The organism is Pantoea sp. S61 (assembly GCF_016625145.1).
GTDB lineage: Bacteria > Pseudomonadota > Gammaproteobacteria > Enterobacterales > Enterobacteriaceae > Pantoea > Pantoea rwandensis_B.
The window spans coordinates 24,213-47,421 of sequence record NZ_JACVUO010000019.1 but is presented as its reverse complement, the minus strand read 5'-3'; the positions used below and the strand labels follow the sequence as shown (position 1 = coordinate 47,421).

Genomic DNA, 23,209 nt, shown 5'->3' with positions numbered 1-23,209 from the left:
AGAATCATAAAAATCATCAGTCGCTCCTGTGCGGTTAGGGGCTTGAAGGCTTAATCCTCTGCCACTCTGGTATGGACATCAAGCAGCTTTAGCCTGTTTTACAAGCGATTTATGCTTTGAAACAGGATGAATTAATGGGTTACAGATGAGGAAGTGATGAGTATTAAGAATATTCTGCTAATTGGTGCGCTGGCCGGTGCGTTAACCGGTTGCGATCAGCAAGCATCCCGCAGCGCACTGGTGTTAGAGGGGAAAACCATGGGCACCCAGTGGCGCGTCAGTCTGGCGGGCGTAGATCCTCAGCGCCAGGCCGCTTTGCAGCAGGCTATTCAGCAGCAGCTTGATCGCGATGATCATGAACTCTCTACCTGGAAAAAGGATTCGGTGCTGTCGCGCTTCAATCAATATCAAGGTAATCAGCCACAGCCGGTGAGCGCGGATATGGCCGATATCGTGGTTGAAGCCTTGCGCATCGGCAATAAAACCGGTGGCGCGATGGATATCACCGTCGGCCCGCTGGTCAATTTGTGGGGGTTCGGACCCACGAAACAGCCTGTGCACACCCCGAGCCAGGCGCAAATTGATGCAGCGAAAGCGCAAACTGGCTTACAACATTTGCATGTGATCCAGAGTGTGGATGGACAGTGGTTGCAGAAAGATCTGCCCGCGCTGGATGTCGATCTTTCGACTATGGGGGAGGGATACGCCACCGATCATCTGGCACGACTGATGGAGCAGCAGGGTATTACCGACTATCTGGTGTCGGTGGGGGGCGCAGTGCTAACCCGTGGGCAGAATGCCAACAATCAACCCTGGCGTGTGGCGATCCAGAAACCCACCGATCGTGAAAACGCCGTCGAGGCGCGCGTTGATCTGCAAGGTCACGGTATCAGCACCTCAGGCAGCTATCGCAACTATTATGAACTGGATGGTAAACGCATTTCACATGTGATCGACCCCGTGACCGGACGCCCCATCGAACATAAGCTGGTGTCGGCCACCGTGATCGCCACCACGGCGCTGGAAGCCGATGGCTGGGACACCGGGCTGATGGTGCTGGGCAGCGAGCGGGCACAAGCGTTGGCACTCAAGGAGCATTTGGCGGTTTATCTGATCAGCAAGCAGGGGGACGGCTTTACGCACTGGATGTCGCCCCAGTTCAAATCCTTCCTGATCGATCAGGAAAGCAAATAACGGCAGGAGGCGCAGATGCTGGATCTGTTTAGTGACGAAGCACCATGGCAGGAACCGTTAGCGGAAGGCGCGGTTATTTTACGGCGCCGTGCACGCGATGATGCGGATGCATTGCTGGCGGCGATACAGGAGATTGCCGGGCAGAATCCATTTGCTCACCGCATTACACCAGGTGGACATCGCATGTCGGTGGCGATGACCAACTGTGGCGATTTAGGCTGGTCAACGGATTCGCGCGGCTACCAATACACGGAGCAGGATAACGCCAGTGGGCACAAATGGCCGCCGATGCCTGCGCTGTTCCGCACGCTGGCGCAACAAACCGCACAGGAAGCGGGTTTTTCCGGCTTTAACCCGGATGCCTGCTTAATCAACCGCTATGAACCCGGAGCCAAACTCACCTTGCATCAGGATAAGGACGAGAAGGATTTGCGTCAGCCGATTGTTTCAGTGTCATTAGGCCTGCCCGCGGTGTTCCAGTTTGGTGGTTTTGAGCGCAGTGATGCCACGCAACGGGTGCTGCTGGAGCACGGTGATATCGTGGTGTGGGGCGGCCCCTCACGCCTGCGTTATCACGGCATTCTGCCGCTCAAACCCGGTATTCACCCGGCAGCGGGCGCCTTTCGCTTTAACCTCACTTTCCGCCGCGCCCATTAACGGCGTAGTGAATGAGAATTAATCTTGCTATCATCCGGAGCACCATTAAACTGCAGGCTGCTTGGACGACCTCCGGAATCTGTTAATGGCATTGCTGCATGTGGTTTATCGCCAGTATCGCTGGCCTTTTATTGGCGTCATTCTGCTGACGTTGTTAAGCGCCGCGCTCGGCATCGGCTTAATCGCCTATATCAATAACGAGCTGATCGTCGCGGTGAATACCTCGATTTCTGTGCTGCCGAGTTTTCTGGGGCAGCTGTTTCTGCTGATGGCCGTGACGCTAGGTTCGCAACTGGCGTTAACTCAGCTTGGCCATCACTTTGTCTGGCGCCTGCGCGGCGAGTTCATCAAGCGTATTCTGGATACGCGCGTCGAGCGCATTGAGCAGATAGGTAACGCGCAACTGCTGGCGGGACTCACCAGTGATGTGCGTGCGATCACCATCGCCTTTGTCCGCCTGCCGGAACTGATTCAGGGCATCATTATTACCCTGGGTTCCGCGCTCTATCTGGCGTGGCTGTCACCTAAAATGTTGCTGCTGACCTCGCTGTGGTTAGTCATCACTCTGGTGGGCGGCTGGTTGCTGGTATCACGTGTGTATCAACACATGGCGAAACTGCGTGAAATCGAAGACGACCTTTACCGTGATTTCCAGACCATCATTGAAGGGCGTAAAGAGCTACAGCTTAACCGCGAGCGTGCTCAACTGATTTACGACACCGTGTATCAGGAAAACGCCAAAAGCTATCGTCATCATATCGTTCGTGCCGACACCTTCCACCTCAGCGCGGTTAACTGGTCAAATATCATGATGCTGGGTGCAATTGGCATTGTGTTCTTTATGGCCAATGGGCTGGGTTGGGCGAACACGGCGGTGGCCGCGACTTACTCACTGACGCTGTTGTTCCTGCGTACGCCGTTGCTGGCTGCGGTGGGTGCCTTGCCGACCTTACTGAGCGCTCAGGTCGCCTTCCGTAAAATCAACACCTTCGATCTCGCGCCTTACGATGCACAGTTCAAAGCGCTGCCACAGGTGAGTGACTGGCAAACACTGGAACTGCGCGATGTCTGCTTCCATTATGGCGATCACGGTTTCCAGGTTGGCCCGATTAATCTGACGCTGCATCGTGGTGAGTTAGTGTTCCTGATTGGTGGCAACGGCAGCGGTAAATCCACGTTGGCGATGCTGCTCACGGGCCTGTACCAGCCACAATCAGGCAGTTTGCTGTTGGACGGCAAAGTGGTTGACTGGCATAACCTCGATGCTTACCGCAAACACTTCTCAGCGGTGTTTACCGATGTGCATTTGTTTGATCGCCTGATCAGTCACGGCGGTCAGCCAGCGAATCCTGGACTGGTGCAGCAGTGGCTGGAACGCCTGAAGATGCAGGACAAACTGAAGCTGCAAGGCAATAAGGTGCTGAATCTGCAACTCTCTAAAGGGCAAAGCAAGCGACTGGCACTGCTTCTGGCGGCGGTAGAGGAACGTGACATCCTGCTGCTGGACGAGTGGGCTGCCGATCAGGACCCGCATTTCCGTCGTATCTTTTACCGTGAATTGCTGCCCTGGCTACAGGCATCGGGCAAAACAATATTCGCCATCAGCCATGATGATCACTACTTCATCCATGCTGACCGCTTGCTGGAGATGCGCGAAGGCCAGTTGAGTGAACTGACGGGCAATGAACGTGACATGGCCACGCTGGATGCGGTAAAGCGCACTGAAACGGGTCATTAACGTCAACTGGGATAGCTTAGCAAAAACCCTTATTGGGCAAGGTGTTGTCAGGCAGGTAAGGTAAGTTTCAACAGAGATTCCTCGTCTCTGTCTCCCTGGAACACTTCTGTCGTCTTGTGTTGTCACCGGCTTAGATTGATTCTGAGCCGGTTTTTTTATGGGGTGCTCAGTGGATGAGCGATCAGTGTGATAACGCGGTCGCCACGTTGCCAGAAATGCGCCTGCAGCCGTGTGTTGGCGTTAAACTCGCGTGAAAAGTCCTGCGTCAAAGTGACCTTGGCGCGGCCTTGCGCCAAATCCCACTCCAGCAACTCCGCTTGCAGAAAATCCATCGGCTGATGCAACTGTGGCCACAACGCTTTATAGACACTCTCTTTCAGCGAAAACAGCAGAGTGGCCGCTGCTGCAAACGGCAACGCAGCGGCGGCTAACCGTTGACGTTCTGCACGGCTCATCAGCATCTCCGCCGTTTCCTCTGCGGTCTGTTCTGCCATCACTTGCTCGACATCAACGCCGATACAGAGGGGCGCCTGCGTTGCCGCGATGACGGCCATTTGCTGCGAATGCGAGAGTGAGGCCTGAATCCCCACTGGCCATACCGGCGAGCGATCGGGCGCATTTCGCAGGATAAAGTCAGGCATCGCAAAGCGTGCCAGCATCTGCTGTGCCAGCCAGCGACTGGCTAAATGCTCAGCTTTACGCTTAGTGACGGCACTGTGTAGCGCCAGTGGTAGCGGGAGTTGCCAGTGTTGATGCAGATCGCTGTGCCAGGCCTGCTGATTAAATTCACACCACGCAATAGGGAGCGGAGAGCTTGTCATAGCCGCAGCGGTGATAAACGGGGAGGGGGGCAGTGCCAGGGGAATTTCAGAAGCAAACATTAAGCATCACGGCTGACGGTTAAAACGCTATTTTTACCCGTCAGCCGTGAAAAGAGCAAGCCAAAGCGGCTCACCCACGTTTAGTGATTAGGCGGAATCGACATGCCTTTGATCTGTACCACAAAGTGCTCGTTGCCTTTGGTTATACGTGCACCGCGGTCACACCACCGCGAAGCCAGGCGGAAAAAATCGTCGCTGCCGATATCGTAAGCCAGTTCAACTTTACTGATACCTGAATGCAGGAGTTCTTCCGCGTCCTGCAGGTTTTTAGCTTTGATGACCATAACAAGTGTCCATCGAAAAACAGGAAGGATAAGAGTAATTAAACTGTATGACAGTTTTGTTTCAATCAGATGAAATGCTGTCATATTTGACGAAAAATGTGATCCCGCTCCGCTTTGATTGCTTCCGGTAACTGACTGATTATTTGCCAGAAGCATTCCCACTCCGGCCGTTTTACGATAATACTGAATGGGTTAACCAAGGAGGTTGTCATGGAAATACCCCGTCTGGAAACGCCCCGTTTACTGCTGCAACCGCTGCGAAGCGAAGATGCGATTCAGGTACAGCAGGTTTTCCCGCGCTGGGAGATCGTGCGGCATCTGATAGGTTCTGTGCCCTGGCCTTATCCCGCTGATGGTGCCCGTCAATATATTGAGGGCATGGCGCTGCCCGCAATGAAAGCAGGGCAGGCGTGGCACTGGAGCCTTCGCCATCGATCTGATCCCAACAGTCTGATTGGTTTAATCTCACTACGTCTGGGGCCGGAAGATAACCGGGGATTCTGGCTGGTGCCTGAATGGCAGAAGCAGGGATTGATGAGTGAAGCCTGCGCAGCAGTCACCGAATTCTGGTTTATCCATCTCGACCAGACGCGTCTGCGTGTGCCCAAGGCGATGGATAATCTGGCTTCTCGTCGCATCTCGGAACGCACCGGCATGCGGTTAGTGGATACCTATAGCAAAACTTTTGTTGAGGGCGAGTTACCGGCGGGCACCTGGGAGCTGACGCGTGACGAGTGGCTGGCGCAGCGTGATAAAGGATAGCGGCCTTCATAAAGCAAAAAAGCAGCCTTAAGGGCTGCTTTTTTATAGGATTTTGGTCGGCACGAGAGGATTTGAACCTCCGACCCCGGACACCCCATGACCGTGCGCTACCAGGCTGCGCTACGTGCCGAACGTGGAGAAGTAGTCTACTGGTTCCGCTCGCGATTGCAATATGTGCAGGTTTTAACTGCCTCATTATTAATCAGTTTGCGGTAAAGCGCTTCTCCTCTGTCAACACCTGAAGCAGTAACGCCAGCTGCGGTTTATGATCCTTCAGCTTATGGCCCTGTGCATCGTAGGCGCTGTAACTACCGTTGTTATTCAGCACCAGCGTCACGGTTGGCGTAGTCACCACCAGTTTGCCCTCTTCACTGCTGGCCACCCAGTTGTGGCTGCGCTGAGCAGCAAACAGGTCCTCACCCTGTGAATAGTTGGCTGGATTGGTGCGCACATGCAGCAGACGTTGCATCAACGTTGTCATCACATCCTGCTGGTCGGTTAGACGATCGATGGTCTGCGCCGGCGTATTCGGCCAATGCACCACCAGCGGCACTTGCAGCGTGGCTCGATTACCAGGATTGTCATCATTCTCCGGCGTCACTGCACGCTGAGCGGTAATCACCACCACGGTATTTTTGAGTAAGTCGCGTTGTTTTAGCGCCTGTAGTACGGCCGCAATTTGCTCATCAACACTGTTAGCCTGGCGCAAATAGCTGCGCTGACGCGCTTTAATGCTTTCGCCAGTCACGTTGACGCCATCAAGTGAAATCCATGAGAACCAGGGCGCACCCTCGGCTTTCTGGCCGTTGAGCCAGTTTTGCCATTGGTTCACCGTCGTGCTGTTTGGCTGAGAATCAGCTTCAGGCAAGCTGTAATCCGCTAACAGTGCCTGGCGATACAGGGGTTGGCTGAAACCATCGGAGGAGAACAGACCAAACTGGTATCCCTGCGAATTTAGCGCACCGAGTAACGCCGAAGGCATCCGCGCGGCAAGTACGCCATCCATATAGCTGGAGGAGATGCCGTAAAACAGCCCGAACACGCCTTTCTCCGGCGCAATCCCGGCACTGTAGTGTTGGGTAAAGCGTACGTTGTCGCTGGCAAACTGATTCAGCGACGGCAGTGCCTTATCCAGATTGTCATGGCTCAAACCATCAACGGTCAGCAGTAGCAGGTTGTGGCGCGTGCCGCCATCGCGGAAGGTGATATCGCTCAGCGGATACTGCACTGACAGCGCCTCAGGATCGCCCTGTTGCACCAGACGGCGCTGATACTCCTGCGCATCCAGCAAGCCATGGCGTTCAAGAAACCGTCGTGCGGTCATCGGATAGGAGAGCGGCAGATTGGCGCGTTGCATGGTAATCGGGCGATAGAAATTGGCATCCGCCCAGATATACATCAGATGGCTGGCAAAGAAAGCACAGATAAACAGCGCGGCCAGCGGCTTACCAAATGAGCGTCGATTCAGGCTGCGCAGCTTCTGCCAGCTCCAGGTGGCAAACAACATCTCCACGAGGAAGATGACCGGTACGCTAATAAACATCAGCTGCCAGTCACGTGCCATTTCGCTTTGGTCCGGGTTGATCACTAACTCCCACACCACCGGGTTCAGATGGAGGTGGAAGCGGTTGAACACCGCGCTATCGACCATAATCAGCGTCAGCCCGGCAGTGGCGATAATCGCCGACAGCACCCTAAGCAATCGCTGTGACATCACCACAAACGTGAGCGGAAAAATCACCAGCAGATAACCGGCGAACACGATAAAACTAAAGTGGCCAATCCAGCTGGTATAGGCATAAATACGGCCCGCGAGTGACGCAGGCCAATCGGCGACCAACAGATAGCGGCTACCTAAAATCAGCGCGAAGATGATATTAAACAGAGCAAACCAGTGCCCCCAGCTGATCATCTGGGAGACTTTTTCGCGATAGCGCTGCCGGTTGGTTACCATATTTATGAGGTCAGATCTGCAATTTAGTGGGCGTTGTCATCGCGAACGGAAGACTGCAACGCTTCCGCGAAAGATTTCGCCAGGCTGCGGCGCTGGGCCGGCGAGACACTGGTGTTAATCAAATTGGTTACCATGTTCCCTAATACCATCAGGGAAAGGTCGGTTGGCGCTTTGTCTTTTTCAAGAATCTGCGCCATCTGCGCGAGAAGCTTCTCTACGCGCTCGTCGCTATAACGGGATGATTGTGGCATATCGTCGACTAATCAAGTGTGAAAAGGCGGTATATTACCGTAACAACGCGCTTTTTTCCGCAATTAAATCGCAAGCAGAGCGATCAGTTTGTGCGTAGAGTTGAAAGCAGCGGCGGGCGGTGTTTGAATACGCGCCTGAGCCTAAAGGAGAGTCTACCATGAGTCTGGATATCGACCAGATTGCCCTGCATCAGTTAGTTAAACGTGATGAAAATCAGCTTGAGCTGGTCCTGCGTGACACATTACTGCCGACGACCCGTGCGGTAGAAGAGATGGCGGAAGAGTTGCATCGGGTGTACAGCGCCAAAAGTAAGGCTTACGGTTTGTTCAATGAAGAGAGCGAACTGGCCGATGCGCTGCGTAACTGCCGCAAAGGGCAAGATGACTTTCTGGCTTTCAGCCGTGCGGCGACCGGCCGTCTGCGTGATGAGCTGGGCAAATACCCGTTTGCGGAAAGTGGTGTGGTGCTGTTCCTGCACTATCGCTATCTGGCGGTTGAGTACTTGCTGGTGGCGATGCTGAGCAGCCAGTCGAGCATGCGCGTCAATGAGGAATTGGATATCAGCAGCACCCATTATCTCGACATCAATCATGCGGATATTGTGGCGCGTATTGATCTCACTGAGTGGGAAACCAATCCAGAATCCACCCGTTATCTGACCTTCCTGCGCGGACGTGTCGGGCGCAAGGTGGCCGATTTCTTTATGGATTTCCTCGGTGCCAGCGTAGGCCTGGATACGAAAGCACAGAACCGGGGTTTGCTGCAGGCGGTAGATGATTACTGCGCGGAATCGAATCTCGATAAGAACGAGCGCCAGAACTACCGTCAGCAGGTCTACAGCTACTGCAACGACCAACTGCAGGCAGGTGAGGAGATTGCGCTGGAAGATTTGTCCAGTGAACTGCCGCCGCTGGGAGAGAAAACATTCCAGGCCTTTACCCAGGAGCAGGGTTACGAGTTGGAAGAGCATTTCCCGGCTGACCGTAGCACATTGCGCCAACTGACCAGGTTTGCTGGCAGCGGTGGCGGCTTGACGCTGAATTTTGATGCCATGCTGCTGGGTGAGCGCATCTTTTGGGATCCCGCGACCGATACCCTGACCATCAAAGGGACACCACCTAATCTGCGCGATCAGTTACAGCGCCGAACAGGCGGAAACTGATTTCCAGGTAAAAAAAAACGCCGCGTAAGCGGCGTTCTCTTTTCAACTCGTTGGCGATTAAGCGCGAACGAAGTCGATGTGGTGCAGTTTTGGCTTGAACGGATGACGCTGTACCGCCTGAGCTTTAACTTTAACTTCTTTACCATCAACAACGATGGTCAGCACGTCGGTGTAGAACTCAGGCTTAGCCTGCAGGTTCATTACAACGTCGTGGTCCAGTTCGATAGCAACTGGCGCTTCGTTTCCGCCATAGATGATGGCTGGGAATTTATTTGCTACACGCAGACGGCGGCTCGCACCCTTACCCTGCTCTTTACGTACTTCAGCGTTGAAAGTGGTCATTTGATTTCTCTTCAATCATTTCTGCTACAGGCGACCCAGCAACAGACGGTTATTCATATGCTTTTACGGATGCAAAAGCGGGCGGCATTATAGCCGCAATAGAAGACGCGGGCAAATGATTCCGTCGCTTAACGCAGCTCATTCGCGCGCCGATAACGTCCCTGATAATCGAACATCTTCTCGCGAATTTGCCAGAAATGACCTTTCGCGCGAGCCACCACAAAATCGGGATGGCGCAGCAGTGGCTGCAAAGCGATAACATCCGCAGCCGTTTGCCAACCGAGTTCCACGCCGGGTGCGCGCTGGTGTGGGCGCATAAACAGCTGCTCAAAGGCTTTACGTTGTGCAGGCGTTTGCAGACGGAAACGTTCACTGACGCTGGTGCCATCTTCATCAAAGTAGGTCGCTTTTAGCCATTCCCCTTTCTCGTCACGTCCTTGTTCCAGCGTCATACCGCCGCAGCGCAGCACGCGTGCATCTTTAAGTTTTAGCGCGGCTTTCAACATATCATCCGGGTCGACCATAATACGATCGCACTGATGGCAGCGGCGGGCCGCAATATCGTTTTCTGCACCGCAGTCGGGACAACTTTTAAAGCGGAAGCGATAGTCACACTGTTCACGATTGCCCTCATCATCCTCCATCACGCCCTGACAGCGACGACCAAAATGTTCAATGATGTGGCCGTCTTCGGTGGTTTTTCCCCAGAAGGTATTGGCGAAACCACAGGCGGGGCAGAACACCTGCACCGGCTGGTTGTCACTGGCGCCTTTTGGCGTACCGACTTCCGGGGTAAAGAGATCGTGCGGATTGCCGGCGTAATCGAGGATCAGGCAATCGGTTTTGCCCGGTGACAAACGCAGGCCGCGCCCGACGATTTGCTGATACAGGCTGACAGATTCAGTGGGGCGCAGAATGGCGATGAGATCGACGTGTGGCGCGTCAAAACCGGTGGTCAGTACCGCGACGTTCACTAAAAACTTTAACTGCTGCGCTTTAAATTCGCTGATTAAACGGTCGCGTTCTTTCACCACGGTTTCCGCAGATACCAACGCGCTGTTCTCGGGCAACAGAGATAAAATTTCACGCGCATGTTCTACCGTGGCGGCGAACACCATCACACCACGGCGATCTTCCGCGAACTCCACGATCTGTCTGATGATGTGCGGCGTTACGCGATTCTGCTGCTTCAATTCGCGATTGAGATCGGCTTCGCTGAATAAGCCGTTGTTTTGCGGGATCAGACGGCTGAAATCGTACTGTACTACCGGCATATCCAGCCGTTCGGGCGGCACAAGGAAACCGTGCTTGATCATGTAGCGCAGCGGCAATTCATAAATACAGTCACGGAATAGCGCGTGCTGATCGCCGCGCACCATGCCGTGATAGTGAAACTGATAAATCCAGCCTTTACCGAGGCGGAAAGGGGTGGCGGTTAGCCCAAGCAGCCGCAGCTGCGGATTGTGCTGTCGCAGATGGGCGAACAGCTGTTGATACTGGCTCTCTTCGTTGTCGCTGATGCGGTGACACTCATCAACGATCACCAGGGAGAAGGCACTGTCGAAGCGATCCAGATTGCGCGCCACCGACTGCACGCTGCCAAAAACTACTTTGCTTTCGCTCTGTTTGCGCTGCAAACCGGCGGCAAAAATATCGGCCTCCAGACCATACGCCTGATATTTACTGTGATTCTGCTCGACCAGCTCTTTCACATGCGCCAGCACCAGCACACGGCCTCTGGCAATCCGCGCCAGTTCAGCGATCACCAGACTTTTACCGGCGCCCGTCGGCAACACGATCACGGCGGGCGCATCGTGGCGGCGAAAATGCTGGAGCGTGGCGTCAACCGCCTCTTGCTGGTACGGGCGCAGGGTGAAGGACATCAGGACAAACTTTTTTTTTCAAACGGGCACGCATTATGCCATGAAAACAGCTGAAACGCAGGCGCGGTACTGTTAGCAGGCGAAGGATCAAGCTATACTGCCCACACTTTTTTAACGGTTTAAAAACGCCGTTTCAGTTCCCTCCGTAGTAACAGGCAAAAGCGAATTCATGCGACTCGAAAAATTCATATCTCAGCAGCTGGAAGTCAGCCGTGCTATCGCCGGCCGCGAAATCCGCGCCAGGAAAGTCACTATTAACGGCGAAGTGGTGCGCGATGCGGGCTACAAAGTGTTGCCAGACGACGAAATCGAATACGACGGCAATCCACTGGTGGTGCAAACCGGTCCTCGCTACTTCATGCTGAATAAACCGCAGGGCTATGTCTGCTCCACTGACGATCCCGATCATCCTACCGTGTTGTTCTTCATGGAAGAACCCGCTGCCTTTAAGCTGCATGCGGCAGGGCGTCTGGATATCGATACCACCGGTCTGGTTCTGCTGACGGACGATGGTCAATGGTCACACCGTATAACCTCTCCGCGCCATCACCTCGAAAAAACCTATCTGGTTGAGGTCGAAGAGCCGATTGACCCTGCGTTGGTGGAGAAGTTTGCGGCGGGGATTCAACTGCACAATGAGAAAGAGCTGACCAAACCGGCGGTGCTGGAGATCCTGGATGAAAAGGCCGCGCGATTAACCATCACGGAAGGCCGCTATCATCAGGTCAAACGCATGTTTGCCGCGATGGGAAACCATGTCTCTGCGCTGCATCGCGAAAGCATTGGTGAGATTGTGCTGGATGACGATCTGGCTGAAGGTGAATACCGTGAACTCACGGAAGAAGAGGTCGACAGCATCGGCCTGCCAGAAGAGTTGAAAAAACGCAAATAGCGGGAGAGAGCGGTGCGTAAGGAAAAGAATTCACCGGTAGGTTTAGTCGTGATTCTGGGATTGCTGGCGATGCTGATGCCGCTCTCCATTGATATGTATTTGCCGGCTATGCCGCAAATTGCTCGCGAATTTGCCGTTTCGGCAGGCAGCGTGCAGATGACGCTTAACCTTTACATCCTGGGGTTTGCTATCGGGCAGTTGGTGTATGGCCCGCTGGCGGACAGCTACGGACGTAAACCGGTGATTGTGCTGGGCACGCTAATCTTTGCCTGCGCCGCGGCGGCATGCGCCTTGTCACAGTCCATTGATCAACTGATCTTTATGCGCTTCCTGCACGGTTTGTCGGCGGCAGCGGCCAGCGTGGTGATTAATGCGTTGATGCGAGACAGTTACTCGAAAGAGGATTTCTCGCGCATGATGTCGTTTGTCATGCTGGTCACGACGATTGCGCCGTTACTGGCCCCGATTATCGGCGGTTGGCTGTTGCTGCTGTGGAACTGGCACGCGATATTCTGGACGCTGGCCGTGGCCGCATTGATCACCACTGTACTGGTGGTGACACAGATCCGTGAAACGCTGAAGCCTGAACAGCGGCAGCGATTCCATCTGCGTACCACAATCAGTAACTTTGTGGCGCTGGTGCGCCACAAACGCGCGTTCAGTTATATGCTGGCGAGCGGCTTCTCATTTGCGGGGCTGTTTACCTTCCTCAACGCCGGGCCATTTGTTTACATCGAAGTCAATCACGTTTCACCGCAAAACTTTGGTTACTACTTTGGCCTTAACGTGGTGTTCCTGTTTGTCATGACGCTGATTAACAGTCGTGCGGTACGCCGCTTTGGGCCGCTGGCGATGTTCCGTATCGGGCTGATTATTCAGTTCGCAATGGGTATCTGGCTGCTGATTGCCAGTGCGCTGGATTTGGGTTTCCTGTCGCTGGTGTTTGGCGTAGCGATGTTTATTGGCTGCGTCTCGACGGTCTCTTCGAACGCGATGGCGGTGATTCTCGATGAGTTTCCGCATATGGCAGGCACCGCATCGTCGCTGGCCGGAACCTTACGCTTTGGCGTGGGGGCGCTGGTGGGCGCATTGCTGTCACTGGTGAGTATTAACAGCGCCTGGCCGATGGTGGCGACCATTGCCCTGTGCGCAACCGTCTCCATTGTGTTGTTTAGCTACGCCGCACGTCCACGCCACACGTAATTCTGCACATCCCTCTGACGGCGCGGTTTATCGCGGAGTTCGCTGAGCTTTAGAGCCAATGACTTCGTGGTTAAAACCGCGCCGCAATCACATTCCCACTTGCTGCAAGCGTTCTATTCCTCAGCCCCACTCGCGAATCCCCACATATTCGTTATGCTTAATGTTTCCATAATGTGAAAATTAAGGGGTAAAAAAGTAACGACATTGCGTCTAAAATGATTGTTAACTGCCGCCGAACAAGGTACACATAGGCATAAATGCGAGAAAGCTCGCAAATAATAACTTTGCTACATGCTTTGTGTTTAAAACGAGAAGGCAAACCTTGACGTCCGTATTCTGAGTTTACCAGGTAGGGATTCACTGCGTAATCGCCGTCGTCGTGAATAAGCGTTAACGTCTCTGGGGACTGTAACTATGCTGCAACTTTCGGTTATGCATCGCTTACCGCAACATTATCGCTGGTCAGCCGATCATGTTGGTGAAATTGAGCGTCAGGAAGCGGTAAATGGTGTGCACGATGAAGATCTCGTCGCATTGCGTCTGTTAAGCCACGATGGGCATCCCGCACTGGAAATTTTGCACCAGCTGCAAGAGACGCTGGCGCAGATTCAGGTCGAATGCAAAATTGCGCTGTGCGAAGGGCAACCCTGTTTACTGATTCAGCGCGGTGATGAAAGCACGACCAATTGTTGCCTGAAAAATCAGGGCGTTGCCATCGCAGAAACCTTTGAAGGTCATTAAGTTAACGATTCACCCTGCGCGGAGGCCAAAAGCTGACGCGTATAATCGCTGGCTGGTGCATTAAACAACGCTTCGCATTCTCCCTGTTCCACCACTTCACCCTGGCGTAGCACAATCAGCTGATGGCAGAGTGCGCGCACCACCTGCAAATCATGGCTAATAAACAGATACGCTAACTGGTGCTCCTGCTGTAAACGGCGCAGCAGGGTGAGAATTTGCTTCTGCACTGAGCGATCCAGCGAAGAGGTCGGTTCATCCAGCACGATTAATTGCGGCTCCAGAATCAGCGCCCTGGCAATGGCGATACGCTGGCGCTGTCCACCGGAAAACTCGGCGGGATAGCGTGAACGGCTCTCTGCATCCAGTCCTACTTCCTGCATCACGGCAATCACTTTCGCTTCCTGCTCGGCAGCACTTAATTCAGGACGATGCACTGCCAGTCCTTCCGCAATCACCTGCTGTACCGTCATGCGCGGATTGAGTGATGAATTGGGATCCTGAAACACCACCTGAATATGCGGACGCAGCGGCAAAAGCTGTTTACGCGATAGGTTATGCAGCGGCTGACCGTCAAACCAAATCTCACCGCGCGCGGCAATCAAACGCAGCAGTGCCAATCCAGTGGTGCTTTTACCTGAACCGGATTCCCCCACCAACCCAAGGCTCTCACCCCGGCGCAGTGTGAAGTTGAGATCGCTGAGTACGGTTTTTTCCGCCACGCTGCGCTTGAACAATCCGCGTTTAATCGGAAAGCCCACGTGCAGGTTTTTGACCTGCAGCAGCGGTTGGGTATTGATAAGCGGCACCGGTTGGCCATCCGGCTCTGCGGCGAGTAATTCACGTGTATAGGGATGCTGTGGCTGGCTGAACAGCGGCTTGCAAAGATTGTGCTCCACTTCCCGGCCATTGCGCATCACCGTTACGCGATGCGCCAGCTGGCGGACGATATTGAGGTTGTGGGTAATGAACAGCATGCCCATATTCAGTTCACGCTGCAGTTCACGCAGCAAGCGCAGAATCTGTGCCTGAACCGTGACATCCAGCGCGGTGGTGGGCTCATCGGCAATCAGCAGTTTTGGTTGTGTCAGTAACGCCATGGCAATCATCACGCGCTGACGCTCTCCGCCGGAAAGCTGATGCGGGAAATCGCCGAGGCGTGATGCTGCATTGCGGATGCCAACGCGATCGAGACAGCTGAGAATTTCGCCGCGCGCCGCTTCTTTGCGCATCCCGCGATGCAGAGACAGCACCTCATACAGCTGCTTTTCAACGTTATGCAGCGGGTTGAGCGACACCATCGGTTCCTGGAAAATCATCGCCATCTGGTTGCCACGCAGGCCGCGCATTTCACGCTCACTGGCCTGCAAGATATTTTGGCCATTGAACAGGATCTCACCTTGCGGATACGTCACAGGCGGTTGCGGCAGCAGGCGCATAATGGAGAGCGCGGTGACACTTTTGCCTGAACCGGATTCACCGACCAGCGCCAGAGTTTCACCTGCCTCAATCTGCAGAGAGATATCTTCCACCACGCGGCGCTGATTGAAGGCCACGGCGAGATGATTGACGCTTAACAGGCTCATTTCACCCCCCGGCTTGGATCAAAGGCATCACGTACCGCTTCACCGATAAAGATCAACAGCGAGAGTAGCAGCGCGAGGGCGAAGAAGCCGGAAAGTCCCAGCCACGGCGCCTGTAAGTTGTTCTTGCCCTGCAACAGCAGTTCACCCAGAGAAGGAGATCCCACCGGCAAGCCGAAGCCAAGGAAATCCAGTGAGGTCAGGGTGGTAATCGAACCGCATAAAATAAAGGGCAGGAAGGTCAGCGTGGCCACCATGGCGTTCGGCAGCATGTGACGCAGCATAATGCGCCCGTCACTCACGCCGAGCGCGCGCGCCGCACGCACATAATCAAAGTTACGCGTGCGCAGAAACTCGGCTCGCACAACGCTCACCAGGCTCATCCAGCCAAACACCACGGTGACCAGCAATAGCCACCAGAAGCCGGGTTGAATCACACTGGAGAGCAAAATCAATAAAAACAGCGACGGCATACCAGACCACACTTCAATCAGACGCTGGCCAACCAGATCGACACGGCCGCCAAAATAGCCCTGCACGGCACCGATCACGATGCCGATCACGCTGGAAAATAGCGTCAGCAAGATGCCGAACAGCAGCGAGATGCGTGTGCCGTACAGCAAACGCGCCAGCACATCGCCACCATTGGCGTCAGTACCCAGCCAGTTCTGCTTCGAGGGCGGAGAAGGGAAGGGCACATCGGTGGCGAAATTGATGGTGCTGTCACTGAAACGAATAGGTGCCCACAGCGCCCAGCCCTGCTGATCGATCCTCTGTTTTAGCCAGGGGTCCTGGTAATCGGCCGGGGTGGCAAAGTCGCCGCCAAAATCACTCTCGCTGTAATTGAACAGCAGCGGCATGTACCAGCGCTGCTGGTAGTGCACCAGCAGTGGCTTGTCATTGGCCAGTAACTCCGCACCGAGTGAAAGCACAAAAATAAGCAAAAAAATCCACAGCGACCAAAAACCACGGCGGTTATGGCGAAAGCGTTGCCAGCGCTGCTGGTTAATTAGCGATAAACCCATTAGCGCCCCTCAAAATCGATGCGCGGATCGACCAGCGTATAGGTCAGATCGCTGAGAATATTCATCAGCAAGCCAATCAGCGTGAAGATATAGAGCGTGCCAAACATCACCGGATAGTCGCGCTGAATGGTGGCATCGTAACCCAGCAAGCCGAGTCCGTTGAGGGAGAACATCACCTCAATTAAGACCGAACTGGTAAAGAACATGCTGATAAAGGTGGCAGGGAAACCGGCGATCACCAGCAGCATGGCGTTGCGAAACACGTGGCCATACAAAATACGTTTTTCATCCAGTCCTTTGGCGCGAGCCGTCACCACGTATTGTTTGCGGATCTCATCGAGGAATGAGTTTTTGGTCAACATGGTGAGGGTGGCAAACCCGCCAATGACGGTGGCCAGCACCGGTAGCGTAATGTGCCAGAGATAATCGCCTATCTTGCTGTACCACGGCAGCGTATCAAACTGCGGCGAGGTGAGACCGCGTAGCGGGAACCAGTCGAAATAGCTGCCACCGGCAAACAACACAATCAGCATGATGCCGAACAGAAATGCCGGGATGGAGTATCCAATGATGATAAAGGTACTGCTCCAGATATCGAAAGCGCTGCCATTGCGCACCGCCTTTTTAATCCCTAACGGAATCGAGACCAGATAAATGATCAACGTACTCCACAAGCCCAGGCTGATGGAAACCGGCAAGCTCTCTTTGATGAGCTGAAGCACCGAGGCGCTGCGGAACAGGCTGTCGCCAAAATCAAAACGGATATAGTTCCACAGCATTTCGCCATAGCGCTGCAGCAGCGGTTTATCAAAGCCGTAGCGGTGTTTGATCTCTGCAATCACCTCAGGATCAAGGCCACGCGCGCCGCGATATTGGCTGTCGCCCGGATTATCATGCGCCAGCGCACCGCGCCCGCCGACATCTCCAGCACTGCCCGAGGAAAAACCGGAGCTATGACCAAATTGCGCATTCGCCAGCGCCTGATCCACCGGTCCACCGGGCGCAATCTGCACGATAAAAAAGTTCAGGGTGATGATCGCCCACAGCGTGGGAATAATCAGCAGCAACCTGCGCAGGAAATAGGAACCCAAACCGCTCTCCTCAGCGTCTATCGGCCGGCAATTGTGCGGCTTTGTTCACGTCATACCACCAGTTCTCTAACCCGGTTGCGTACGCGGGTTTGATTTCAGGGCGGGAAAATTTATCCCAGTATGCCAGCCTCTGTTCGGCGTTGTACCACATCGGGATCATATAGGCATTCCATAACAGGATACGATCCAGCGCCTGACCCAGCGGTAACAGCGCTTTTTCATCCCCCTGATGGTCGACGATCTCCTGCACGAAGTGGTCCACGATGGGATCTTTCACCCGAGGGGTGTTCCACGAGGAATCAATGTATGGCGATTGCCAAATGGTGCGCAGGCTGGTGGAAGGCGAGGGCATCGCGTAGTAAAGCGAGGGGATCATATCGTAATCGCCTTCACGCAAACGGCGCAGATACTGCGAGCTATCAATTTGCCGCAACGCTACCTGAATCCCCAGACGCTGCAGGCTGTGCTGGAACGGCAGCGCCCAATCGTTCTGCGTGCCACTGCGCATCAGCAGTTCAAAGCGGAAGGGCTGCCCGGTTTTATCGTTCACCAGTTGCTGATTTTTAATCTGCCAGCCCGCTTCTTTCAGCAGCGTCATGGCTTTTAGCAGATTACCGCGATCGAAGCCGCTACCCTCTGAACGCGGCGGTGCGTATTCGTTGTTGAACACTTCCGCAGGCAACTGCGCTTTGTACGGTGCCAGCAGAATGAGCTGGTCGGCTTTCGGATAGCCCCTGGCAGCGTAAGCCGTGTTCTGGAAATAGCTGTCAGTGCGTTTGTAGGCCCCGTAAAACAGCGCCTTGTTCATCCACTCGAAATCAAATGCCAGCGTCAGTGCCTCACGCACTCTACGGTCTGCAAACAGCGGTTTTTCATTGTTAAAGGCCAGCCAGCGAGTATCGGTAGAGACGGTATTTGGCGTGGTCGATTTCACGATGGCGTGGCTATCAAAGTTGCGCCCACGGTATTGTGTGGCCCACTTCTTGGCCGATCCCTCTTCGCGCAGATCGGACGCACCGGCTTTGAAGGCCTCGAAGGCGACGTTATCGTCAAGGTAGTAATCGTAGCGCAGCGTATCGAAGTTGAAGCGTCCCCGATTAACCGGCAGATTTGCCGCCCAGTAATTTTTCACCCGACTGTATTGAATGAACTGGCCTGGCTTATAAGACGTGACGCGATAGGGGCCGCTGGAGAGCGGAGGATAACCGATAGGCTCATTAAATTTTTTATTCTGCCAGAAGGCTTGCGGCAAAACTGGCAGCGTTAACCAGCTCAGGATCATGTCCTTGTCTGGTTTCGGCATGTCGATGCGGACGGTGAGATTGTTGAGCGCTTTCACTTCAACACTACGAAACGCCACGCGAAATTGTGGCACCCCTTCGGTCATAAATTTCTGGAAGGTGAAGGCAACATCTTTCGCGGTTATCGGGCTGCCATCCTGGAAGCGCGCATGGGGATTGATGGACACTTCCATCCAGTGATAGTCGGATGGATAGCGGGCGGATTCAGCAATCAAGGGATAGTAGCTGCCAGGCTCATCATCGGAGGTGGTGAACAGTCCGTCATACAGCGTATCGGTGCCGACGCCAGGATTACCGCGTGAAGCAAAGCGATTGAAGTTATCGTAAGTGCCCACCACCGCGATGGTCATCTTGCCGCCTTTAGGCGCAGCGGGATTCGCGTAATCGTAATGGGTGAAATTCACCACATACTTCGGTTCGCCCAGCTTGGCAAAGGCATAACTCTCATTGATGGTTTCCGCATGCAGTGGCGCGATGGCGCTACTAACCAACAACGCGGTGACAAGACGCAGCAGCATAAGTGGGGCGCTCTCCTTAAATAATCCGCACTGAATGGTAGCAGTTTCGTGACGATAGCGTGACGTTAACCGAGCGCTGCCTGACGTTGGTAATAACTGATCAGGTTTTCCGGACGCAGCGGGCGACTGAATAAATATCCCTGCAGATGCGTCACCCCACGGTTCACCAGCCACGCAGCCTGGTCACCGGTTTCAACGCCTTCTGCAACGGTTTTGAGATTGAGCTTCTTCGCCAGTAGCAATACTGCGTCCAGTACCGGTGAGGTCACCGTTTCGGTACCAATACTCTGTACAAAGCCGCGATCAATTTTGAGGTAATCAAATGGATAGCGTTCAAGATAGATTAATGCACTGTGGCCAGTGCCGAAATCATCGATGGCAATTTTAATATCCTGCTCATGCAGCCAGGCAAAAATCTCGCCAGCATTTCTTTCGCCCACCATGGTGCGTTCGGTGATTTCGAAAACATAGTTGAAGTGGTCTTTTGGCATGTCAGCAATCCACTCCTGCACATGCTGACGAAAACTTTCTGATGCGAGATGCAGTGGGGAAAGGTTCAGACTCATACGCGTGCCGCGCGGCAGTTGCTGGCAGAGGAACTTCGCATCGCGCGCCACCAGCTTAAACAAATGCTGAGTCAGGGGAATAATCAGATTTTGCGCTTCAGCGTTGCTAATAAAGGCATCGGGGGGAATCATTCCCTCGGTGGGATGTGTCCAGCGCAGTAGTGCTTCAACGCCGTACGGTTGCCCATCGTGAGCGGTGACCAGGGGCTGATACTCAACATGAAACTGACCACGTTTAATGCCCTGCATAATCTCTTTGCCAGGACGCTGATACAGCGTCAGCAGCAGCCAACTGGCCGCACTCATAAACAGGGCTGAGAGGAGGCCGGTCAGCAGGATCAGATGATAATCGCGTTGCGCCAGTGTCGTACCGTACAGCACGAAGCGCATGTCATTATCTTTAAAACTCATTTCTTTCAAGGCTGGTGGTAAATCGTGGATGTTCACCACCTGATTCTTGCCACTCAGCAGGGCTTTATCGCCAATCACCAACGCCATACCGGTGATTTCGGGATGATAAGAAGCCAGCAGCTGATAAGGCGTCAGGCTGATATTCATGGTGGCGAGAATGCCGGTCTCAGCTGAGCCTGGATTCTTCATCCACAACGCCAGCGCCGGTTTGGTCGGCAACAGGGGCGTACCTTCCAGTAAGCGTAAATCGCGATCGCGCTCCAGCTCCGATTGTGGCGAAATATCATTCGCAGGCAGCAGAAAGGCGCCGGTGGCGGACGAACAATAGGCATTACTGTTACGTACCAGCAAAATCGCGCGGATATTGCCGGCAAAGGCGGCACGTGAAGTGAGTTCGCGGCTTACGCTACTGCATTCAAGCTGGGTGTATTGTTGCAATGGATAAAGGGTATCCACCAGGGTCGACATCACCTGTTGAAGATCGTCGCGGCTATGGATCAGCAACTGTTCATGTTGTTGTACTCGTTTTTGCCAGGTTAGCGTCAGCAGTACGATGACAAACAACAGAAAGAACACACCGCCGATGATCGCACTACTCCAGGCGATACGGCGCGAATAAGTTGCATGACGTTTTAACGTCCCCGACAGTGGCATGGAGTGCATTCCCCTTTATGGCGCCATTATTATTATGTAAATCGTGCACTACTGCTCGCTGGTGTCTGGCGTGAAATATTGCATCAGGGTGGGTTTTTTTAACCGCCGGAGACACAACAATTTGCTGCCAGTAAGCAAACGAGAATATAACGAGGACGCGCGAAAAGTCTCGTTATATTTCTGATTCTCAATTACTTTTTATCTATCGGATTTGCGTTAAGAAATAGCAGGCGAAAAAAAACGCTGCCTGGGCAGCGTTTTCTGATTCTCTGGCTGAGAGGATCTTCAAAAGGATACGTTAGCTAGGATTTTTAGCTAAAACCCTGCGGGCTTCACGGTAACGTGTTTTCCAGTAACTGTCGTTTAAACTGGAGATCATCACACCACTGCTGGTGGATGCATGCACGAAGTTATCGTTACCGAGATAGATGCCAACGTGTCGTCCGGTAGAACCGGCACGGAACAGCACTAAATCACCCGGGCGCAGTTTGCCGCGAGAAATCTCTTTGCCTGTATCCTGCTGTTCTGACGTTGAACGTGGCAAATCTAAACCGAACTGCTCGCGAAAGGTGCGCTGAACAAAAGCAGAACAATCAATGCCGCGTTTGGTGTCACCGCCTAAGCGATAACGGACACCTTTCCAGTCACTGTACTGTTCCATGATGCGGGACTTAACGTCCACATTCTGCACCATCTGTTCAAATTCGTCCTGAGACGCTTGAAGTAAAAAACCATTCTGGTTGTTAACTTCATGATTCTCGTTATTCGCGTTCTGACCGTTATGCGTACTGCTACATGCCGATAAGAGTGTTGCTAATGCTACTGCGGGAAGGATCCGCCTGAGGTATCTCAGTATTGGTTGAGACTTGACCATTATACGTGTGTTCCTTTGAAGTCCTTACGACACAATGTCGCCAGCCAGATGACAAAACGGGTTTGAGATTAATAAGAGCAAACGCTTAAGACAATTCCTTAATTACTAAAATGTGTTAATGAACACATTTTTGTTGCATAAGGCACCGAATTTTATGCTGCACTCTAAGTAATCGCGTTTGAGGTTAACCGATTACAGACCGCGTGGCGAGTGCTTTTATATAAATTTTTATCGCTTTTATTGATGTGAAATCAATCCGTAACACAATGGTTACTTTATCAACGATTGGTAGCGATTTAATAGCCAATAAGGCGGGTTTTCAGGGGCTAATTCCGGCGCTAAGGCCGATTTTGAGAGGCTTCTGGCTGGACAAGCCAGGAAAAAGGCTATTGTTACGCGTTTTGCATCATAATGTTTTCTTTTAATAGAAAAACGTTAGTCTGCTAATAATGTATTTCTGGATTCGATAAGCGCGGATGATCGACTTTTCTGCGTATTGTCATCCGCGCTTAACAATTATGTGCGTGGCTTATATTTCCCTGGCAGGGCGCGATTGAGCCAATTAACCAATGTGTCACTGAGCGGTGTTAATAAGCACCAGCTTAAACCCACCAGAATCACCGACATCGATCCCACGGCTATATCGGTAAACCAGTGCGCACCGGCCATCACACGCGGCAGAGCAAACACCACCACAATCACCAAACCGACCAGGAAGGCGCGGAAGCCGAAATAACGCCACATAAAGCAGGCGAAAATAATCAGCATCATGCCGTGATCGCCAGGGAAGCTATTACTGGAAGCATCTTTCGCCGGAATCCCGGTCAGTTCACTCACGCGATGCACGTTGTCAAAGAACAGCGTAGGGCTGGCGTGTTGCACAGGGATCAAATGACCGAGTTGATTCAGCACCACGGCGGTGAGCAACATGGTGATGCCAATGGCCAGCATGCGGCGGCGGCCCTGCGGTGTTTCACGACGCCAGAACCACAGATACAGCAGACCCATCGCCAGCAGCGATACCGCGTCAAAACCACGGAAATTGGTGATCGCCACCAGTAAGGCGAAGCCGTGATGATCCACCATCCGGTCGTTGAAGCTATAGAAGATGGCTTTGTCGATACCAAACCAGAAGCCATGATCCGGCGGCAGGTACCACGAAAAAAACAGCATGATCCCCAGTGCATTGAGCAGCAGGATGGTGATTAAACGAGACGCGCGCATAAAAAAGACTCAAAAAGTAA

At 53.4% G+C, this 23,209-nt stretch carries 21 protein-coding genes and 1 tRNA gene; 8 read left to right on the top strand and 14 right to left on the bottom strand.

Annotation, left to right across the window (positions count from 1 at the left end; genetic code table 11):
• The first annotated feature begins 156 nt into the window (after positions 1–156).
• From apbE to IAE30_RS24900, 3 genes are all read left to right on the top strand, one after another.
• Positions 157–1,194 carry an FAD:protein FMN transferase ApbE gene (apbE, locus tag IAE30_RS24910; RefSeq protein WP_200681169.1) on the top strand — a complete coding sequence of 346 codons (1,038 nt, stop codon included), beginning with the start codon at positions 157–159 and terminating at the stop codon, positions 1,192–1,194.
• Positions 1,195–1,209: 15 nt separating this feature from the next.
• The gene (alkB, locus tag IAE30_RS24905; protein ID WP_200681168.1) at positions 1,210–1,851 is read left to right on the top strand and encodes a DNA oxidative demethylase AlkB; all 642 of its coding nucleotides are present in this window, start codon (positions 1,210–1,212) and stop codon (positions 1,849–1,851) included.
• 85 nt (positions 1,852–1,936) lie between these two features.
• Positions 1,937–3,589: a multidrug ABC transporter permease/ATP-binding protein gene (locus IAE30_RS24900; protein ID WP_038645798.1), complete on the top strand. Its 1,653-nt coding sequence runs from the start codon at positions 1,937–1,939 to the stop codon at positions 3,587–3,589.
• Between the two features lie 155 nt (positions 3,590–3,744).
• On the opposite strand, the gene IAE30_RS24895 is transcribed toward IAE30_RS24900, so the two are convergent.
• Positions 3,745–4,470: a 4'-phosphopantetheinyl transferase gene (locus IAE30_RS24895; RefSeq protein WP_200681167.1), complete on the bottom strand. Its 726-nt coding sequence runs from the start codon at positions 4,468–4,470 to the stop codon at positions 3,745–3,747.
• A gap of 80 nt (positions 4,471–4,550) precedes the next feature.
• Positions 4,551–4,754 (bottom strand): hypothetical protein, encoded by a 204-nt coding sequence (locus IAE30_RS24890; protein WP_034824993.1) that lies wholly within the window; start codon positions 4,752–4,754, stop codon positions 4,551–4,553.
• Positions 4,755–4,964: 210 nt separating this feature from the next.
• Here IAE30_RS24890 and IAE30_RS24885 point away from each other — a divergent pair, with 210 nt between their 5' ends.
• On the top strand, positions 4,965–5,516 hold the full coding sequence (locus IAE30_RS24885) for a GNAT family N-acetyltransferase (protein ID WP_200681166.1): 552 nt from the start codon (positions 4,965–4,967) through the stop codon (positions 5,514–5,516).
• A 53-nt stretch (positions 5,517–5,569) separates the two neighbouring features.
• On the opposite strand, the gene IAE30_RS24880 is transcribed toward IAE30_RS24885, so the two are convergent.
• From IAE30_RS24880 to IAE30_RS24870, 3 genes are all read right to left on the bottom strand, one after another.
• Positions 5,570–5,646: transfer RNA gene (locus tag IAE30_RS24880), tRNA-Pro, on the bottom strand.
• 72 nt (positions 5,647–5,718) lie between these two features.
• On the bottom strand, positions 5,719–7,470 hold the full coding sequence (gene yejM, locus IAE30_RS24875; RefSeq protein WP_038645804.1) for an LPS biosynthesis-modulating metalloenzyme YejM: 1,752 nt from the start codon (positions 7,468–7,470) through the stop codon (positions 5,719–5,721).
• A gap of 23 nt (positions 7,471–7,493) precedes the next feature.
• Positions 7,494–7,721 carry a YejL family protein gene (locus IAE30_RS24870; RefSeq protein WP_034824987.1) on the bottom strand — a complete coding sequence of 76 codons (228 nt, stop codon included), beginning with the start codon at positions 7,719–7,721 and terminating at the stop codon, positions 7,494–7,496.
• Positions 7,722–7,879: 158 nt separating this feature from the next.
• Here IAE30_RS24870 and yejK point away from each other — a divergent pair, with 158 nt between their 5' ends.
• Positions 7,880–8,884, top strand: a complete 1,005-nt coding sequence (gene yejK, locus IAE30_RS24865) for a nucleoid-associated protein YejK (RefSeq protein ID WP_200681165.1) — start codon at positions 7,880–7,882, stop codon at positions 8,882–8,884.
• A gap of 57 nt (positions 8,885–8,941) precedes the next feature.
• On the opposite strand, the gene rplY is transcribed toward yejK, so the two are convergent.
• Positions 8,942–9,226, bottom strand: a complete 285-nt coding sequence (gene rplY / locus IAE30_RS24860; RefSeq protein WP_034824983.1) for a 50S ribosomal protein L25 — start codon at positions 9,224–9,226, stop codon at positions 8,942–8,944.
• 128 nt (positions 9,227–9,354) lie between these two features.
• Positions 9,355–11,109 (bottom strand): DEAD/DEAH box helicase, encoded by a 1,755-nt coding sequence (locus IAE30_RS24855; protein ID WP_097116598.1) that lies wholly within the window; start codon positions 11,107–11,109, stop codon positions 9,355–9,357.
• Positions 11,110–11,278: 169 nt separating this feature from the next.
• On the opposite strand from IAE30_RS24855, the gene rsuA reads away from it, so the two are divergent.
• From rsuA to IAE30_RS24840, 3 genes are all read left to right on the top strand, one after another.
• Entirely contained in the window at positions 11,279–12,001 is a 723-nt protein-coding gene (rsuA, locus tag IAE30_RS24850) for a 16S rRNA pseudouridine(516) synthase RsuA (protein WP_045813619.1), read from the top strand.
• A 12-nt stretch (positions 12,002–12,013) separates the two neighbouring features.
• Entirely contained in the window at positions 12,014–13,204 is a 1,191-nt protein-coding gene (locus IAE30_RS24845; protein WP_038645809.1) for a Bcr/CflA family multidrug efflux MFS transporter, read from the top strand.
• A gap of 414 nt (positions 13,205–13,618) precedes the next feature.
• Positions 13,619–13,945, top strand: coding sequence for a hypothetical protein (locus tag IAE30_RS24840; protein ID WP_034824977.1), 327 nt, complete (start codon positions 13,619–13,621; stop codon positions 13,943–13,945).
• On the opposite strand, the gene yejF is transcribed toward IAE30_RS24840, so the two are convergent.
• The 7 genes from yejF to IAE30_RS24805 all read right to left on the bottom strand — a co-directional run bounded on the left by yejF (position 13,942) and on the right by IAE30_RS24805 (position 23,189).
• Positions 13,942–15,528 carry a microcin C ABC transporter ATP-binding protein YejF gene (yejF, locus tag IAE30_RS24835; RefSeq protein ID WP_200681164.1) on the bottom strand — a complete coding sequence of 529 codons (1,587 nt, stop codon included), beginning with the start codon at positions 15,526–15,528 and terminating at the stop codon, positions 13,942–13,944. The genes IAE30_RS24840 and yejF overlap by 4 nt on opposite strands.
• A complete protein-coding gene (locus IAE30_RS24830; protein WP_038645813.1) occupies positions 15,525–16,550 on the bottom strand; it encodes an ABC transporter permease in 1,026 nt (341 codons plus the stop codon). The genes yejF and IAE30_RS24830 overlap by 4 nt, the downstream gene beginning before the upstream one ends.
• The gene (locus IAE30_RS24825; protein WP_034824974.1) at positions 16,550–17,641 is read right to left on the bottom strand and encodes a microcin C ABC transporter permease YejB; all 1,092 of its coding nucleotides are present in this window, start codon (positions 17,639–17,641) and stop codon (positions 16,550–16,552) included. Before IAE30_RS24825 ends, IAE30_RS24830 begins: the two co-directional genes overlap by 1 nt.
• A 10-nt stretch (positions 17,642–17,651) precedes the next feature.
• Positions 17,652–19,460: an extracellular solute-binding protein gene (locus IAE30_RS24820; RefSeq protein ID WP_200538160.1), complete on the bottom strand. Its 1,809-nt coding sequence runs from the start codon at positions 19,458–19,460 to the stop codon at positions 17,652–17,654.
• A 65-nt stretch (positions 19,461–19,525) separates the two neighbouring features.
• Entirely contained in the window at positions 19,526–21,091 is a 1,566-nt protein-coding gene (locus tag IAE30_RS24815) for a cyclic di-GMP phosphodiesterase (RefSeq protein ID WP_038645819.1), read from the bottom strand.
• A gap of 298 nt (positions 21,092–21,389) precedes the next feature.
• Complete coding sequence (mepS, locus tag IAE30_RS24810) at positions 21,390–21,965, bottom strand: bifunctional murein DD-endopeptidase/murein LD-carboxypeptidase (RefSeq protein ID WP_034824970.1); 576 nt, start codon at positions 21,963–21,965, stop codon at positions 21,390–21,392.
• Positions 21,966–22,481: 516 nt separating this feature from the next.
• Complete coding sequence (locus tag IAE30_RS24805) at positions 22,482–23,189, bottom strand: phosphatase PAP2 family protein (RefSeq protein ID WP_200681163.1); 708 nt, start codon at positions 23,187–23,189, stop codon at positions 22,482–22,484.
• Between the last annotated feature and the right edge of the window lie 20 nt (positions 23,190–23,209).